Consider the following 15,992-nt stretch of genomic DNA (forward strand, 5'->3'; position numbering starts at 1 on the left):
GGCCGAAGCACAAAAGCCCGCGCAGGTGACTGCGCGGGCTTCTTCGCATGTCTGCCGCGGTGGCGAGGAGCATGGGGCGCCGCTCAACGGCGCAGTGACCATATTCGGCCAAGGGCGCCGTCCTTCAACACAAGATGGTGAAACAGTGCTGCCACGATATGGCCACCAAGCAGGCAAGGCAGCAGCAGATCGGCGCCCCAGTCCCGATGAAAGCGGCCAAACGGCTCCATCAGGGTGATCAACGGCACCTCGAGCAGGGCCGCGAGCGAGTCTGCCAATGGCAGGCGCTGAAACGCGGGCAGTGTCCACTGGCCCAGCACCCTGAGGTCGAAGCCGGTACCGATATAGGCCGCCACGGGCAGCGCCAGGAGCACGGCGAGCAGGCCACAGTGGGCGAGGCGAGTCACCCGTGGCAGACCCAGGGGTGGCGGCTGCGGCAGCCACAGGTGGGCCGCCAACAGCCCGAGCGACAGCGCCACACTCAAAAGCCCCAGGTTGACGTGGACCACCAGCAGGTACCAGTTGGCCGACTCGAGCTGGGTGGTCACCCACTTGCGCCCGTAAGCAGTGAGGTAGAGATGACCGATGGTCAACGCCAGCGAGGCGTGCAGGGCGCGGCTGGTCACGGCATGACGGGCAGGGTGGACATCGGGGGCGTGGTTGACGTCGTGGGCTCGGCTCGCTGGCATGAAGGAAACCTCGGGGATGCGGTATTGCCCGGTGTCAGGCAACTACCGCCATGCTGACGCCTGGCCCTTCGCCTGTCAGCCATTCCCTGTGCCATGCTGGGGACAATTCGCCCTCGGAGCCTCCCATGTCGATCTTTCTCGTCACCCTCTTTGTTGCCTCCCTGCTGCCGATCCTGCTGGCCTGGATCGGCGCCGCCTGGCGTGTGCGCCAGTTCGGCCACCTGGACAATCGCCAGCCGCGTGCCCAGCAGGCGCGTCTTGAAGGCGTCGGTGCGCGGCTGCAGGCGGCCCAGTCCAACGCCTGGGAGGCGCTGATCATCTACGCCACCACCGCGGTGGTGGCCATCGGCGCAGGGGTGGAGCTTGAAAGCCTCGACGTGCCGGCGCTGGTCTTTCTCACCTCACGTCTGCTCCACCCGCTGGCCTACGCCCTGAACTGGCAGTGGACCCGCTCCATCGTCTTCGCCATCGGCATGCTGGCGTGTCTGACGATCATGATCGGAGCGTTGTGGTAGCCGCCCTGAAACGAGACCGGTGGCGGGCGGTTGTCCGCCGGCGTTCAGCCCTTTGACCGTCAGGGGCCGACGACGGTCATTGTGACGACTGCGCCAGGGTGGTGACCAGGCGCTGGCAAATGTTGTCCAGCGCCTTGGCCTTGCCTTCGTCGGCCAGGCTGCCGTCTTCATGGAAGGCGCTGCCGGCGCCGCCTACTGCAAGCTGGTCCGGCAGTACCGTGACGCCGATGTTGCTCAAGAGCTGACGCAGCAGCGGCAGGGCGCGTAGCCCGCCCAGCCCGCCGGGTGAGGCGCCGACGATGGCCGCCACCTTGTGCTGGTAGGGCTCTAGGGCGCCCAGGTCGCCGTCGGGGCGCGAGACCCAGTCGATGGTGTTCTTCAGAAGCGGTGTGATGAAGCCGTTGTACTCCGGGGAGGCGATGGCGAGGCCCTGATGCTCCATGAACATCCGCTTGAGGCGGCTGGCGTGCTCGGGAAGACCCTCGCCGGCCTCCAGGTCGCCGTCGTAGATCGGCATGGGAAAGTCACGCAGGTCGACAAAGGTGGCCTGACCACCAAGGGCGTCGATGCGCTGTGCCATCAGTCTGGCCAGACGCTTGTTGAAGGAATCCTCCCGGGCGCTGCCGGCAAAGACCAGGATACGGGGGCGGGTATCGCTCATGGGGTTCTCCTGCGGTGTGAACGGAAGTGCAAAAGGGCAAGGCATGGACCAATAGCCAATGGCGCACGCTCTGTCAGCCATTGCCAACGCCGATCTTGTGCATTCATCCTGCAACATATCGCATCAAGATGGCAGAAGGAGGACGATGTGAAGTACCCCACAACGCCGGATGGGCGCTACTTTGTTGCCCGCAATCGTCTCTGGCGCTGCACCGATCCCGGCCTGGACGAGGACACCCGCAAGCGCCACGTCAAGGCGCTGATGGCGGCCCGACGCGCGGTCAAGGAGGCCAACAAGGTCGACGATGACGACGCGCTCAAGGCCGCGCGCCGCCAGGTCCAGGCAGCCAAGGAGGCGCTGGGCGAGCGTGGCCCGGTGTGGTGGTCCGACGGCGCCGAGGATGAGTCCGGACGCGCACCCCACAACAGCTCCTACGCCGACTGGTGGGCCAGCCTGAACGCGCAGGAGGACAAGGTGTCTGGATGAATGCCTTGCCTGTCGGCAAGGCGGCCTTCAGGAAGACCAGGGCAGCGGTGGCGCCTCCAGGCGTGCTCCCTGCCACTGGGGGATGTCACCAAAGCGCTCGCTGGCGGCTTCCCAATCGTGCTGGGCCTGGATGATCGCTTCCCGCGAATGGCCAACGAAGTTCCACCAGATCAGGATCTCGTCCTGCATCGGCTCGCCGCCGATCAACAGGATCCGGCTGCCCGCCGACAGCGACATCTCGAGGCTGTCTCGCCCACGTCCGAGATACCCCAGCTCGTCCACCGCGAAGGCCTCGTCATCCAGCTCGAGGCCGCCTTCCAGCACCAGCACGCCGTATTCGAAGTCAGGACGCAGGGGCACCGCCAGCTTCGTGGTGTCACTGGCCTGAACGTCGAGTCCCACCAGCGGCGAAAAGCTCAGGGTGGGGGCGTGGTGGCCTTCGGCTTCACCGATCAGCAGGGTGAAGTCGGCGCCGTCGCGGCGCCAGCGCGGCAGCTCGGCGTAGTGATCAAAGCGTGGCGCGGTGTCGGCCTTGTCCTGGGGCAGGGCGATCCATAGCTGGGCGGCGTGCAGGCTGTCGGTTTCCGCCAGGCTCTCTTCGGTATGGCTGATGCCGTGGCCGGCGGTCATCAGGTTGACCTCACCCGGTCGGATCACCTGGTCGCTGCCCAGGCTATCCCGGTGGTGGACCTCGCCGGAAAGCATCCAGGTGAAGGTCTGCAGGCTGGTGTGGGGGTGGGGGCCGACCCGCATGGCCTGGCCCTCGCGCAGGATGCTGGGGCCGGCGTGGTCGAGAAAGCACCAGGCGCCGATCAGGCGGCGCTCGCGGGTGGGCAGTACGCGGTGGATCGGCAGGCCGCCGACGTCGGCCTCCCGGGAACCGATGCGCTGGATACAACGGCGTCCATCGACCACCGGGCAGTCCAAAGAAGATGATGGGCGATGGGGCGTTTCGTGCAGGCTCATGGTGGCCTCCTGGGCGGTTATGGCTAGACCTGGTTTGGCTGTACCTGGCTGGGATCGACAGAAAGAACAAGACCTGGGCGCAGTACGCCCAGGCCTGAAGCTCACCCTTGGGTCTGCTGCGAATAGCTCTGCATCAGGTTGGAGTAGGCCGGCAGGTGGGACGCCAACAGGCCACCGAAGCCTTCGATGTCGTTGCGCCAGTCGCGATGCAGCTCGCCACCCACCCCGAACCATGTCATCAACTGGGCGCCGGCCTGGCTCATGCGATCCCAGGCGGCCTCGCGGGTCACCGGGTTGAAGGTGCCGGAGGCGTCGGTGACGACGAAGACGTCGTAGCCGGCCTCGATGGCCGACAGCACCGGAAAGGCCACGCAGACCTCGGTGACCACTCCGGCGATCAGCAGCTGCTTGCGTCCCGTCTTCTCGATGGCGGCGACGAATTCCTCGTTGTCCCAGGCGTTGATCTGGCCGGGGCGAGCGATATAGGGGGCGTCCGGGAACATCTCCTTGAGTTCGGGGACCATGGGGCCGTTGGGGCCGTCCTCGAAGCTGGTAGTCAGGATGGTCGGCAGCTCGAAGAACTTCGCCATGTCGGCCAGGGCCAGCACGTTGTTCTTGAAGGCGTCGGGCTCGAAGTCGCGCACCAGCGACAAGAGGCCGGCCTGGTGGTCGACCAATAGTACGGTGACGTCATCCTTGTCGAGACGAACATAGGGGCGAGTCATGGGGTTTCTCCTCCTGTCAGGGGAAACCTTCCTTGGGAGATGCCTCCGGCATCCAGCCTGGAGGTGGGGTCCCGGCGGCGACTGCCGCCGGGAAGTTGCCAAGCATTGAGAAGGGGTGAGTCGGCAGGGGCAGACGCCTAGCCGCCAGCAACCTGTTTCTAGCTGCCGACACTCTGGGTATCGAGTCGGCCAAACCGGCCACGCCGAAATGCGTCGATGGAGGCGTGGATCTCGGCCTCGCTGTTCATCACGAAGGGGCCATGACCTACCACCGGCTCGTCGATCGGTTCACCGGTCAGCACCAGCAGCCGGGCGGCGGTGTTGGCGGCCAGGGCCAGCGTCTCGCCATCGCGGGACAGCTCGACCACGCTGCCACCGCGCACGACCTCCTGATCCTGTACCAGCAGGGTGCCGTCGAGCACTACCAGAAGGCTAGTGTGCCCGTTGGGTAGCGACAAGGTCGTTTCAGCGTCCTCGTTCAATGCCAGCTTCCAGGCGTTGATCGGGGTAAAGGTCCGCGCCGGGCCACGTGCCTCCAGGTACTCGCCGGCCACCACCCTGAGCTGGCCCGCCTCGCCCGGCAGTGTCACCACCGGGATCTCGTCACGGGTCAGCTTCTGGTAGGCCGCCGGGGTCGTCTTGTGGCGCGCCGGCAGATTGACCCACAGCTGGACCATCTCCAGGTCGCCGCCCTGGCGAGTGAAGTCCTCGGAGTGAAACTCCTCGTGGAGGATGCCGTCGCCTGCGGTCATCCACTGAACGTCGCCCGGGCCGATGGTGCCGCCCCCGCCGGAGGAATCGCGGTGGCTGACCTCGCCGCGATGCACGAAGGTCACCGTCTCGAAGCCCCGATGGGGGTGCACGCCGACGCCACGCTTTTGCTCGCTGGGCGCGAAGTGGTGAGGCCCGGCGTGGTCCAGCAGCAGAAAGGGGCTGATGCGCTCGGCGCCAAGGCGGTCGTAGCTGAACAGCGAGCGCACCGGGAAGCCGTCGCCCACCCAGTGACCGCGAGGGGCAGCGTGTACGGCGTTGATGGTCTTCATGGGACACCTCCTGTCATGGAAGGATCGTTGGCGATCCGTCATGGTGACAGCATAGAATCGAGACGATGTAGGCGGTAGTAGGCAAAATTCGGACGCATCGTTGCATATGTGGAACGATGGTGCGCTTAATCACCCTCGACAGGACCCGAGCCGTGCAGGATCTCAACGACTTCTTCTATTTCGTCAAGGTGGTGGACCACGGCGGTTTTGCTCCGGCGGGCCGCGCCCTGGGGCTGCCCAAGTCACGGCTCAGCCGACGTATCGCGGCGCTGGAGGCACGCCTCGATACCCGCCTGATTCAGCGTTCCACCCGTCAGTTTGTGGTCACGGAACTGGGCCAGGCCTTCTATCAGCATTGCCAGGCCATGCTGTGGCAGGCCGAGGCGGCGGTGGAGGTGGTCGAGCGCCACCAGGCCGAACCGCGCGGGCGCATTCGCCTGAGCTGTCCGCCGAGCCTTCTCGCCACCTTGTTCACGCCGCTGTTTTCCGAGTTCCTGCGTCGCTGCCCCCGCATCGACCTGGACGTGGTGGCGACCAGTCGCCGCGTCGACGTGGTGCGAGAAGGTTTCGATCTGGCGATCCGGGTACGCTATCCGCCGCTGGAAGACAGCGAACTGGTGATGCGCAGGCTGTCGCGCAGCCCCCAGCGGCTGCTGGCATCACCGGATCTGGTGGCGCGCCTGGGGATGCCGGAAGCGCCGCAAGCCTTGAGCGATTGGCCCAGTCTCGACTTCGAGGAACCGGACCGGCGCCATCGCTGGCGCCTGGACGGTCCCGGCGGCGAGGAGCGAATCATCGAGCATCGGCCTCGGCTGGTGACCGACGACGTGGGGCTCTTGCACCGGGCGGTGCTCGATGGCCAGGGGGTGGCACGCTTGCCGTTGGTGGCCGCGGGCGCCGATCTGTGCGCCGGGCGTCTGGTGGACGTGTTGCCGGGCTGGGAGCCTCGGGCCGGACTGATCCACGCGGTCTACCCCAGCCGCCGCGGACAGTTACCGTCGGTACGGGCACTGCTCGACTTTCTCGACGGTGCCCTGGACGAGGAGGACGCGCCGCTGCCCAGGGCGTAGGGACGATCGGGGCGCAACGGTGCCTGGCCTGACGAGACGGCCCGTGTCCGGCCGTCGGAAACGACAACGCCACGGCATGGGCCGTGGCGTTGTTGGTGCCGGGGCTCAAGCGGCCCCTGCGGTCTTGCTGGTCCAGCGCCTGATCAGGCGTCCTTTCCGCTGCCCTTGGGCGCTTCAGAGGAGGAGGCCTGCGAGGCCTTGTTGCTCAAGCTCGGCCAGGCGCTTGGGTCCACCTTGCCCTTGAGCTTGGGGAACTCGTCCGGGTTGAAGGTCGGCTCCTGGCCGGCCTTGAGCTGACGCTCGTAGTCGCGGAACAGGGCGAAGGCCAGCGGCGAGAGCAGCAGGATGGCGGTCAGGTTGATCAGTGCCATCATGCCCATGGACAGGTCGGCGAAGTTCCAGATGGTGCCGAGCTGGGCGATCGAGCCGATCATGATCATCGCCAGCACCGCCAGGCGATAGATGAACACCGCGCCCGCAGAGCGACGCGAGCCCGCCAGGTACTCGATGTTGGATTCACCGTAGGAGTAGTTGGCGATCAGCGAGGTGAAGGCGAACAGCAGGATGGCGATGGCCACGAACATGCCGCCCCAGTCACCCACGTGCTCGGACAGCGCGACCTGGGTCAGCTGGATGCCGTTGGGCGCATCACCGCTCTGCAGCGCCGGCTCCGACAGGATGATCACCGCGGCGGTGGCGGTACAGATCACCAGGGTGTCGAAGAACACGCCGAGCATCTGGATAAAGCCCTGGGCCGCCGGATGGTTCGGTCGGGTGCTGGCGGTGGCGGCCACGTTCGGGGCGGAACCCATGCCGGCCTCGTTGGAGAACAGGCCGCGCTTGATGCCCTGCATCATGGCCTGGGCCACGGCGTAGCCGACGGCACCGCCGGCGGCTTCTTCGAGGCCAAAGGCACTGTTGAAGATCAACGCGATGGCGCTCGGCAGCTCATCGATATTCAGCGCCACCACCACCAGAGCGAGGATCAGGTAGAGCAGTGCCATCAGCGGCACGATCAGCTCCGCCACCTTGGCGATGGAGCGCAGGCCGCCGAAGATGATCGGGGTAACCCCCACCAGCAGGGCGATGCCGACGATCCAGGTCGGGATGTTGAATGCCTGCTCCATGGCCTGGGCGATGGAGTTGGCCTGGACGCTGTTGAAGGCGAGACCGAAGGCGATGATCAGACAGATCGAGAAGGCGATGGCCATCCAGCGCTGACCGAGCCCGCGCTCGATGTAGCGGGCCGGGCCGCCGCGGAAGGTCTTGTCGCCGTGGTCGACCTTGTAGGCCTGGGCCAGGGTGGACTCGACGAAGCTGGTGGCCATGCCGACCAGCGCGGTCATCCACATCCAGAAGATGGCGCCGGGGCCGCCCAGATAGATGGCCACGGCGACACCCGCCAGATTGCCGGTACCCACGCGGGCCGCCAGGCTGGTGGACAGGGCCTGGAAGGAGGAAATGCCCTCGCCGCCATCACGGGATCCCTTGAGCAGGGCGAACATATGGCCGAAGAAGCGGAACTGGATGCCGCGGGTCATGACGGTGAAGTAGAGACCGGCGCCGATCAACAGGTAAACGAGCAGTTTACCCCAGATCAGGCCGTTGCCGACGGAGACGGCATCGTTGAACCAGGTGGCGATGGAATCCATGTCAAATTGTCCATTGGGTAGGAATGCGGAGGCCATTCTTCACGAATTGCCGCGTATGACAAGGAGCGTAGAGAAAAGATTGAGATAAGGCGTAGTTTTCGAGAAAAAAGATATAGACTTTAGTCGCATCAAGAAAGGTGCTGTTCTCAATGGCGCCTCAGGCCAGACATGTGAGGCCGAACGAGGTGTCGGTGAGCCCCTTTACCCGGCGCCGTTTCAGTTTATGCCCAGCGATGCCCGAGACAGGCGTTCGACAGCGGGTTGGGCGGCATTCTGTTGGGCGACATTCTGTTGGGCGGCATTCCCCTGGATGACATTCTCCTGAATGGCATTCTGCTGGTGGATGGCGCAGGCCACCCGCAACAGCGATGCCAGGTTAGGCACCTCACCCCGGATCTCGATCACCTCCTGATGCAGCTCGCTGATGAACTGAACCGTGGTCAGATTCTGGCCGGCGGCGATCTCGTTGAGGATATCCCAGAACTCGTTTTCCAGTCTGACGCTGGTCACCGAGCCCTGCAGGCGGATGGAACGGGTGGTGCACTCGTACTTGGCAGGGTCGGTGGAGGCGTACATATGGCACATGGCGTGGTCCTCTCGCTGGCGTCCGGTCGTTATCGATGATGCCGTCTTCTGACCCTGCCTGGCTCTTGCGTCAAGGAGCATTAGACCATGGTCGACGTAGTACCCCAGTGTTACCCGCCGTAGGCGGAGGCGACATAGGCTTTGGAGAGACGCAGTGTCGCATGTGGCGCTTGTCGAATCTGAATTCTACGGCCTGGGGCAAGGAGTCCTGCTATGAAGGGTAGCGCTTTTTCTCGTCGTGTCTTTCTCAAGGCCAGCGGTGGTGTGCTGATGGGCACACTGGCGATGGCCTCCGGTCCCATCGCCCTGCTGGCGCCCAGTCGTAGCTGGGCCATGTCCCTTGAAACCCTGACCAGTCGCCAGGGCCAGGTGCTGCTGGCGATGACGCGTCACATCTTCCCTCACCCAGACCTTGAAGACGCGGTCTACGCCCTGGTGGTCAAGAGTCTGGACACCAAGGCCGCCGATCCCCAGGTCGCGGCCCTGGTAGCCGAAGGTATCGATGTGCTCGACCGTGAGGCGGGTGGTGATTGGCTATCGCTGTCGCCGAGCGAGCGTTTCGCCTTGCTGGAAGCGCGGGCCGGCTCGCCATTCTTCGAACTGGTGCGCGGCGACGCCGTCGTCTCGCTCTATGACAACGATCTGGCCTACGCCCACTTCGGCTACGAGGGTGAGGCGGGCAATCCCGGCTACCTGACGAAGGGCTTCAATGACCTGGACTGGCTGCCGGATCCGCCCCGGCCCGAGGGCGGCTACCTGCCCCATGAAGTACCGGGCTGACGCTGTCGCGGCGCCGGGTGAGACGAGCGTCGTTGCGAGCTGGCCACAGCCACGGACAACAACAGCCAGCTACAGATAACAACAGACAACAACGAACAATACGGACCGATGAGGAGACGTCGTCATGGCCATGACCGACAGTCAGAAGACCTTTGCGCTGGACGATGACAGTGTGGTGGTAGTGATCGGCTCGGGGGCCGGTGGAGGCACCCTGGCGAACGAACTGGCCCAGCAGGGCATCGACGTGGTGGTACTGGAAGCGGGCAAGCTGCACACCACCTCGGACTTTCTGGCCGACGAGTGGGGTGCCTTCAACCAGCTTTCCTGGCTGGACCCGAGGACCACGTCGGGAAGCTGGCGGCTGGCACGGGACTTTCCCAACCTGCCGGCCTGGATCGTCAAGTCGGTGGGCGGCACCACGGTGCACTGGGCCGGTGCCAGCCTGCGCATCCAGCCCCACGAGTTCGAGGCGCTGAGCCACTATGGCGCGGTGGACGGCGCTGACCTGCTCGACTGGCCGCTGTCCTACGAGGAACTGGCACCCTGGTACGATCGTGCCGAGGCGCGCATGGGGGTGACCCGCACCCACGACAACAAGGGGCTGCCGGGCAACAACAATTTCAAGGTGATGTACGCCGGGGCGCAGAAGCTCGGCTATTCCTGCAACACCGGCCATATGGCCATCAACAGCGAGATCCGCGATGGCCGGGCGCCCTGCCAGCAGCGCGGCTTCTGCTTCCAGGGCTGCAAGACCCAGGCCAAGTGGTCGACGCTCTATACCGAGCTGCCCAGAGGCATCGCCACCGGACACCTGGAGCTGCGGCCCGAGTCGCATGTGGCGCGTATCGAGCATGACGACGAGGGTCGTGCCAAGGCGGTGGTCTACTTTGATAGCGAGGGCCGCGAACAGCGACAGAAGGCCCGGGTGGTGGCGGTGGCCGGCAACTCCATCGAGACGCCGCGGCTGTTGTTGAATTCCATGAGCAGTCGTTTCCCCAAGGGGCTTGCCAATGGGGCAGACAAGGTCGGACGCTACTACATGCGCCATATGACGGGGTCGGTCTACGCCACCTTCGACGAGCCGGTGCACATGTATCGCGGCACCACCATGGCCGGCATCATCTCCGATGAGGCGCGCCATGATCCGTCGCGGGGCTTTGTCGGTGGCTACGAGATGGAGACGCTGTCGCTGGGGCTGCCGTTCATGGCTGCCTTCCTCGATCCCGGCGCCTGGGGCGAGCGTTTCGCCGGCGCGATGGACCAGTATGATCATATGGCCGGGATGTGGCTGGTGGGGGAGGATCTGCCCCAGGCCAGCAACCGCATCACCCTGAACCCGGAGGTGACCGATCGTTTCGGCCTGCCGGTGGCCAACGTGCACTACGACGATCACCCCAACGACGTGGCCATGAGGCAGCACGGGTATCAGCAGGGCAAGGCGCTGTACGAATCGGTGGGGGCGCGGGATGTCTACGAGGTGCCGCCCTATCCCTCGACCCACAACCTGGGTACCTGCCGCATGAGCGAGCGCCCCGAGGACGGCGTCTGCAACGGCTACGGCCAGACCCATGAGGTGGCGAACCTGTTCATCTCCGATGGCAGTCAGTTCACCACCTCGGCGTCGGAAAACCCGACCCTGACCATCGTCTCGCTGGCCCTGCGTCAGGCAGAATATATCGCGCAGCAGATGGCCGAGCAGGCGATCTGACGACCCCTGAACGACAATCGACCCCTCATCCAAGGAGACCGAGATGCACGACAATTTCCAAGGCGAACAGCACCCCGGCGTGGAGCCGGCCCCCGAGGCCACGCGCGGTTTTCGCCTCAATCACAGCATGCTGAGGGTCAAGGATCCCGAGGTGTCCCTGGCGTTCTATTCGCGGGTCTTCGGCATGAGCGTGCTGAGGCGCCTGGACTTCGAGGAAATGCAGTTCTCGCTGTACTTTCTCGCCAACCTCGAGGCGGATGATCAGGTTCCCGAGGACGCCGCCGCCCGCTCCACCTGGACCTTTCAGCAGCGCGGACTGCTCGAGTTTACCCACAACTGGGGCAGCGAGGAGCAGGAAGGGCGGATCTACCACGACGGCAACGCCGAGCCCCAGGGCTTTGGTCATATCTGCTTTGCGGTGCCGGATCTGCACGCGGCGGTGGCCTGGTTCGATGAAAACGACGTCGAGTTCATCAAGCGCCCCGAGCAGGGCAAGCTGAAGGACGTGGTCTTCGTCAAGGACCCGGACGGCTACTGGATCGAGGTGGTGCAGCCGAGCCTGATGGCGAACATGGGCGACGCCTGAAGCGGTTATCTAACGCCAAGTCCCGGCGGCATCGGGTCGGGGCCATCGCGGCCCGTCCGTCGGACTCAGCCCGCCTGCGTTGGCAGGCAGTGCGGCAGGCTGTCACGCAGGCTGCGCGGATTGAGGCCCAGGTCGGCGAAGCTGCCGACGCCGTTGGCGACCAGGTTGTCCTCGCTGATCAGCCACAGGGTATCGCGGGTCAGCGGCGGCGAGGGCAAGGGCGAAAGGGCCATTGCCAGGGCGTGCCACAGGGGCAGGGGGACCTTGATGAACCTGGGCTCTCTGCCGAGGTGTCGCGCCACTTGGGTGACCAGATCGCGGTAGCGCAGCGGGTCGGGCCCGCCCAGTTCGTAAAGTGCCCTGGGCAGGCTCGCCCGGGTGGCCAGGCGTGCCAGGGCGCTGGCCAGATCACCCACGTGGAGCGGTTGCAGGCGCATCTCTCCGGCGCCAAACAGCGGCACCAGGGGCATCTTCACCAGCCTTGCCAGGGTCGCCACCAGGCCTGACTGCTGGCCATAGAGGGCGCTGGGGCGAACGATGACCGCACGCGGTATCTCGCCCATCACCGCCTGTTCGCCTCTCGCCCTGGCGCGCACGTAGGGCGAGGGCGAATCGAGCCGGGCGCCGATGCCGGACAGCAGCACATAGCGATCGATGCCCGCCTCCCGGGCGAGCCGCGCCAGCCTGGCGGCGCCCTCGACATGCACCTGCTCGAAGCTGCGCTTGCCACTCTCGCGGTAGAGGCTGACCGCATTGATCACCGCGCTGGCCCCCTCAAGGGCCGCCTTGAGGCTCTCCGGATCCTCGATATCCGCCTGGATCGCCTCGACCGGATCGCCGTCTTCCACCTCTTCCGGAAGTCTCGGGTGGCGGGCCACCACGCGGACCGCATGGCCCGCGAAGTAGAGCTCGCGCACGACGGCAGCACCGACAAAGCCGGTGCCACCGATCACCACCACCGGACGTGTGCGGTCACTCATGACGTCCTTTTGCCCTCATGCTGGCGCAGGGCATCCTGCAGGCGTTCCACCGCCAGAAAGAGCTGGCGCCTGGGTTGGGCGCCGGACAGGATGCCGGCGTGTTCGCCGTCGACCAGAAAGCGCAGCGCCGGAACACCGTGAACCCCCAGCGCCTGACCTTCCTCGCGGGAAGCTTGTACCGCCTCGCGGTCTTCACCGGCGGCAAGACTCGCTTCGAGTGCCGCGCCGTCCAGCCCCAGTTGATTGGCGATCTCGGCCAGGGCGCCGGGATCCGACAGGTCCAGGCTATCTTCGAAGAAGCCGCTGAACAGGGCCTTTCGCAGCGCAGCGACCTGGCTGGCTGACGGGGTGTCGCGATAGCGGCGCTCGGCCCAGGCCAGCGTTTCCAGGGCCAGACGCGAGCGTGGTTGGATGTTCGGCTGGCGCATGCTCAGACCTCGCTCCTGAGCCATCGGCAGCACCGCGTCTCGCCACAGCTCGTTCAGGTAGTCGCAGTGGGGATCGAGGGCAGGTTCCGGCTCGGGGCGCAGCTCGAAGGGGCGCCAGACGACGCGGATGTCATGACCGAACCTGTCTTCCAGCGCCTCCAGTTCGGGCAACTCCAGGTAGCAGAACGGGCAGCGCAGATCGCTGAAGACCTCCAGGGTCAGGCGTGGGGGAGCGGGCGGGGTCGGCATGCAACTCTCCTGGGTGGCGGTACGTGGGCCCGGACGGCAATGGGATCGACCCTAGCTTGACGATTGATGACGCCGAAGTGAAGCGCCGACGTCAGCTAGGCTCGATGCTGGCGAAGCTGCGTCAGCCGTGATCACCGGCTGAGGCGACGTCTGCCTGGTGGGGCTGTGCAGCGGATCCTCGTGTGGAGCCTTACGAATCGTCGTCAGTTGGACGGGCGTCGCGCAGATCCAGGGCGCCGGCGCGCTTGACGGCACGGATGGCAAAGCTCGAATCCACGGTATTGACCATGGGCAGGGTCTGCAGCTGTCGCACCCAGCGCTCGTAGCCTTTCAGGTCGGCGCTGACGATCTGCAGCAGATAGTCGAAGGCGCCGGACACGGTGTGGCACTCGATGACTTCGGGCATGTCTGCCACGGCGGCTTCGAAGGCTTCCACCAGGGCGTCCTGGTGGCGGCTGAGCTTGACGTGGACGAACACCGTCAGCCCCAGCCCCAGGCGTTCGCGGTCCAGCTCGGCGCGGTAGCGCTGGATCAGCCGCTGTTGCTCCAGCCGGCGTATGCGCCTGGCGCAGGGTGACGGCGACAGCCCCACCCGCTCGGCCAGTTGGTGGCTGGTGAGTCGTGCATCCTGCTGGAGCAGGGCGAGCAGATGGCGATCGATACGGTCCAGTTTTTTCAACGGATTGGCTCAATCTTGCGGGTCGAAGAAAAATATTGGCATGTCCTGCCAATATGGGTCCAGCGCGTCGTTGTCTTTGCCTGCATTTGCCCGACCGTTGGCGGCAGACTGAGGGTCAGCAGGGGGCTCGTTCAGGCGCCCATCGAACCTCACGGAGTTCTTTCATGTCGTCTTCCTTGACCCAGGTGGCACCGCTTGTCGCCTCTCCCCGGCGCGCCCTGTTGGGGGTCGCCGCTGCACTGGGGGCGGTGCTGATCTGGTCGTGCTACTTCCTGTCGCTGCGCCAAGGGGCGCTGTCACCACTGGGAACGCTCGACCTGACCCTGTTTCGCTACGCCGTGCCTGGCCTGGCGCTGCTGCCGTTGGCGCTGCGTCGGCGCCAGCGTCTGCTGGCGGTCAACCCGGTGTGGCTGGTCGGCATGATGGCCGGCGCCGGCATACCCTTCTTCCTGCTGGGGGCGGTGGGCATGGGGCTGGCCCCGGTGGCCCACGGCAGCACCCTGATCCCCGGGGCAGCGCCGCTGTTCGTCAGTACCCTGGCGGTTTGGGTCTTCGCTCAGCCGTTGTCGCGGGGGCGTGCCGCCGGCCTGGTCGCCATCGGACTCGGCGTCGTCTGCCTGCTGGCGTCCGGGGGACAGGGCTCGCAGAGCCTGCTGCTGGGGCAGGGCATGTTCCTGCTGTCCAGCGTGATGTGGGCGGTGTTCACCCTCAGCGTGCGTCAGAGCGGTCTGTCGGCGCTCGAGGCCACGGCGGTGGTCACGGTGCCCAGTGGACTGGTCATTGTGCTGACGGTGATCGGGCTCGAGGCGAGCGGGGCGGGGGGGCTGTCCCTGCATCTGGTGCCCACGAAGGAGTGGCTGGTGCAGTTGGTGGTGCAGGGCATCCTGGTGGGGCTGGGGTCTGGCCTGCTGATGGGCGTGGCGATTCGACGGCTGGGGGCCGAGGCGACCTCGGCGCTGGGCTCGCTTACCCCGGTGGCGGCCACGGCGCTGGCCTGGTGGGCGCTGGACGAGACGATCGGTGGGGTCACGGCGGTGGGCATGCTGATGGTGGTGTCCGGCGTGATGATTGCCAGCCGTGGCCGTTGATGGCGCGGCGGTCATTCGAGCAGTGCTGAACCAGAGACACCGCCCGTAGGCGGTGTCTGGGTCAATCGTCCAGCAAGGGCAATCAGCAATCAGCCCAGGCGCACCAGCATCTTGCCGGTGTTGGCCCCCTTGAATAGGTCGAGGAAGGCTTCCGGCGTGGCCTCGAGGCCCTCGCGCACGGTCTCCTGGTAGTCGATCTCGCCGGCCGCGACCTTGGGACCGACGTCCTTGAGAAAGGCCGGGTAGTTGTCCCAGTGCTCGAACACGATAAAGCCCTGCATGCGCGCTCGGCGAATCAGGATCATCGCCAGGTTGGCCGGTCCCGGTGCCGGGCCTTCATCGTTGTAGCGGGAAATCATGCCGCACACGGCGATGCGGGCGCCGACCCTGAGGTTGTTCAGCGCGGCTTCCAGGCAGACACCGCCGACGTTCTCGTAGTAGACATCGAAACCGTCCGGGCAGGCCTTGGCCAGATCCTCGCTGAGGGTGGCGGCGTCCTTGTCGCGGTAGTCCACCGCGATCACGCCCTGGGACTCGAGCCAGTCGCGCTTCTTCTGGCTGCCGGCCAGGCCGACCACAACACCACCCTTGGCCTTCGCCAGCTGTACCGCCAGAGAGCCCACCGCGCCGCTGGCGGCGCTGACCAGCACATTGTCACCCTGCTGCATCTCGGCGATGGCATTCAGGCCGGTCCAGGCGGTCATCCCCGGCATGCCCAGCACGCCCAGGTAGGCCTGTTCCGGCACGTCCAGATCGGGCAGGGCGGTCACGCCGTCGGCGGGCAGTTGGGCCACGTCTCGCCAGCCACCCATGTGGCTGACCTTGTCACCCACCTTGAAACGATCGTCACCGGATTCGATGACCTCGCCGACGGCGGCTCCTTCCAGCGGTGCCTCGAGTTCGAAGGGTTCGATATAGGTGGTGACACCGCTCATGCGCCCACGCATGTAGGGGTCCACCGACAGCCAGCGATTGCGGATGCGCACTTCACCGTCAGCCAGCGCCGGCAGTTCCTGCTGCTTGAGCTTGAAGACGTCCTGGCTGGGGGTGCCGGTGGGATACTCGCTGATGGTGTAGTAGTTCGACTGCATCATGCCTCCTT

The 15,992-nt window shown here is 65.7% G+C and carries 18 protein-coding genes; 7 read left to right on the forward strand and 11 right to left on the reverse strand.

Annotated features, from left to right (window positions below):
- Positions 1–83: 83 nt before the first annotated feature.
- Complete coding sequence (locus tag RBB39_RS08020) at positions 84–689, reverse strand: cytochrome b/b6 domain-containing protein (protein WP_306169000.1); 606 nt, start codon at positions 687–689, stop codon at positions 84–86.
- A 125-nt stretch (positions 690–814) separates the two neighbouring features.
- On the opposite strand from RBB39_RS08020, the gene RBB39_RS08025 reads away from it, so the two are divergent.
- The gene (locus RBB39_RS08025; RefSeq protein ID WP_045995072.1) at positions 815–1,204 is read left to right on the forward strand and encodes an MAPEG family protein; all 390 of its coding nucleotides are present in this window, start codon (positions 815–817) and stop codon (positions 1,202–1,204) included.
- A 76-nt stretch (positions 1,205–1,280) separates the two neighbouring features.
- On the opposite strand, the gene RBB39_RS08030 is transcribed toward RBB39_RS08025, so the two are convergent.
- Complete coding sequence (locus RBB39_RS08030; RefSeq protein WP_124803979.1) at positions 1,281–1,865, reverse strand: NADPH-dependent FMN reductase; 585 nt, start codon at positions 1,863–1,865, stop codon at positions 1,281–1,283.
- Positions 1,866–2,012: 147 nt separating this feature from the next.
- Between RBB39_RS08030 and RBB39_RS08035 the strand changes: the two genes are divergently transcribed.
- Positions 2,013–2,351: a hypothetical protein gene (locus RBB39_RS08035; protein WP_045995070.1), complete on the forward strand. Its 339-nt coding sequence runs from the start codon at positions 2,013–2,015 to the stop codon at positions 2,349–2,351.
- A gap of 27 nt (positions 2,352–2,378) precedes the next feature.
- Here the strand turns inward: RBB39_RS08035 and RBB39_RS08040 are convergent, their stop codons facing one another.
- The 3 genes from RBB39_RS08040 to RBB39_RS08050 all read right to left on the reverse strand — a co-directional run bounded on the left by RBB39_RS08040 (position 2,379) and on the right by RBB39_RS08050 (position 5,085).
- The gene (locus RBB39_RS08040) at positions 2,379–3,317 is read right to left on the reverse strand and encodes a pirin family protein (RefSeq protein WP_045995069.1); all 939 of its coding nucleotides are present in this window, start codon (positions 3,315–3,317) and stop codon (positions 2,379–2,381) included.
- 101 nt (positions 3,318–3,418) lie between these two features.
- Complete coding sequence (ycaC, locus tag RBB39_RS08045; RefSeq protein WP_045995068.1) at positions 3,419–4,042, reverse strand: isochorismate family cysteine hydrolase YcaC; 624 nt, start codon at positions 4,040–4,042, stop codon at positions 3,419–3,421.
- A 158-nt stretch (positions 4,043–4,200) separates the two neighbouring features.
- A complete protein-coding gene (locus tag RBB39_RS08050) occupies positions 4,201–5,085 on the reverse strand; it encodes a pirin family protein (protein WP_124803977.1) in 885 nt (294 codons plus the stop codon).
- Positions 5,086–5,237: 152 nt separating this feature from the next.
- On the opposite strand from RBB39_RS08050, the gene RBB39_RS08055 reads away from it, so the two are divergent.
- On the forward strand, positions 5,238–6,155 hold the full coding sequence (locus RBB39_RS08055) for a LysR substrate-binding domain-containing protein (protein ID WP_045995066.1): 918 nt from the start codon (positions 5,238–5,240) through the stop codon (positions 6,153–6,155).
- Between the two features lie 143 nt (positions 6,156–6,298).
- Here the strand turns inward: RBB39_RS08055 and RBB39_RS08060 are convergent, their stop codons facing one another.
- Together RBB39_RS08060 and RBB39_RS08065 are read right to left on the reverse strand one after the other, a co-directional pair.
- Positions 6,299–7,807 carry a sodium:alanine symporter family protein gene (locus RBB39_RS08060; protein WP_045995065.1) on the reverse strand — a complete coding sequence of 503 codons (1,509 nt, stop codon included), beginning with the start codon at positions 7,805–7,807 and terminating at the stop codon, positions 6,299–6,301.
- Positions 7,808–8,023: 216 nt separating this feature from the next.
- On the reverse strand, positions 8,024–8,392 hold the full coding sequence (locus tag RBB39_RS08065) for a ribbon-helix-helix domain-containing protein (protein WP_083970678.1): 369 nt from the start codon (positions 8,390–8,392) through the stop codon (positions 8,024–8,026).
- 213 nt (positions 8,393–8,605) lie between these two features.
- On the opposite strand from RBB39_RS08065, the gene RBB39_RS08070 reads away from it, so the two are divergent.
- The 3 genes from RBB39_RS08070 (at position 8,606) to gloA (ending at position 11,466) form a co-directional block, all read left to right on the forward strand.
- The gene (locus RBB39_RS08070) at positions 8,606–9,172 is read left to right on the forward strand and encodes a tat (twin-arginine translocation) pathway signal sequence (protein WP_045995064.1); all 567 of its coding nucleotides are present in this window, start codon (positions 8,606–8,608) and stop codon (positions 9,170–9,172) included.
- 124 nt (positions 9,173–9,296) lie between these two features.
- Positions 9,297–10,880, forward strand: coding sequence for a GMC family oxidoreductase (locus tag RBB39_RS08075; RefSeq protein ID WP_157033148.1), 1,584 nt, complete (start codon positions 9,297–9,299; stop codon positions 10,878–10,880).
- A gap of 43 nt (positions 10,881–10,923) precedes the next feature.
- Positions 10,924–11,466, forward strand: a complete 543-nt coding sequence (gloA, locus tag RBB39_RS08080) for a lactoylglutathione lyase (protein WP_045995063.1) — start codon at positions 10,924–10,926, stop codon at positions 11,464–11,466.
- A gap of 65 nt (positions 11,467–11,531) precedes the next feature.
- On the opposite strand, the gene RBB39_RS08085 is transcribed toward gloA, so the two are convergent.
- From RBB39_RS08085 to RBB39_RS08095, 3 genes are all read right to left on the reverse strand, one after another.
- Positions 11,532–12,446 carry a complex I NDUFA9 subunit family protein gene (locus RBB39_RS08085; protein WP_045995062.1) on the reverse strand — a complete coding sequence of 305 codons (915 nt, stop codon included), beginning with the start codon at positions 12,444–12,446 and terminating at the stop codon, positions 11,532–11,534.
- Entirely contained in the window at positions 12,443–13,123 is a 681-nt protein-coding gene (locus tag RBB39_RS08090) for a DsbA family protein (protein WP_045995061.1), read from the reverse strand. Before RBB39_RS08090 ends, RBB39_RS08085 begins: the two co-directional genes overlap by 4 nt.
- 190 nt (positions 13,124–13,313) lie before the next feature.
- A complete protein-coding gene (locus RBB39_RS08095) occupies positions 13,314–13,802 on the reverse strand; it encodes an Lrp/AsnC family transcriptional regulator (protein ID WP_197037138.1) in 489 nt (162 codons plus the stop codon).
- A 164-nt stretch (positions 13,803–13,966) separates the two neighbouring features.
- Between RBB39_RS08095 and RBB39_RS08100 the strand changes: the two genes are divergently transcribed.
- Positions 13,967–14,890: a DMT family transporter gene (locus RBB39_RS08100; protein WP_124803971.1), complete on the forward strand. Its 924-nt coding sequence runs from the start codon at positions 13,967–13,969 to the stop codon at positions 14,888–14,890.
- A gap of 89 nt (positions 14,891–14,979) precedes the next feature.
- Here the strand turns inward: RBB39_RS08100 and RBB39_RS08105 are convergent, their stop codons facing one another.
- Positions 14,980–15,981 (reverse strand): NADP-dependent oxidoreductase, encoded by a 1,002-nt coding sequence (locus RBB39_RS08105; RefSeq protein WP_253028900.1) that lies wholly within the window; start codon positions 15,979–15,981, stop codon positions 14,980–14,982.
- Positions 15,982–15,992 lie beyond the last annotated feature (11 nt).

The sequence above is a fragment of the Halomonas sp. MMSF_3323 genome (genome assembly GCF_030733595.1).
Lineage (GTDB): Bacteria > Pseudomonadota > Gammaproteobacteria > Pseudomonadales > Halomonadaceae > Halomonas > Halomonas litopenaei.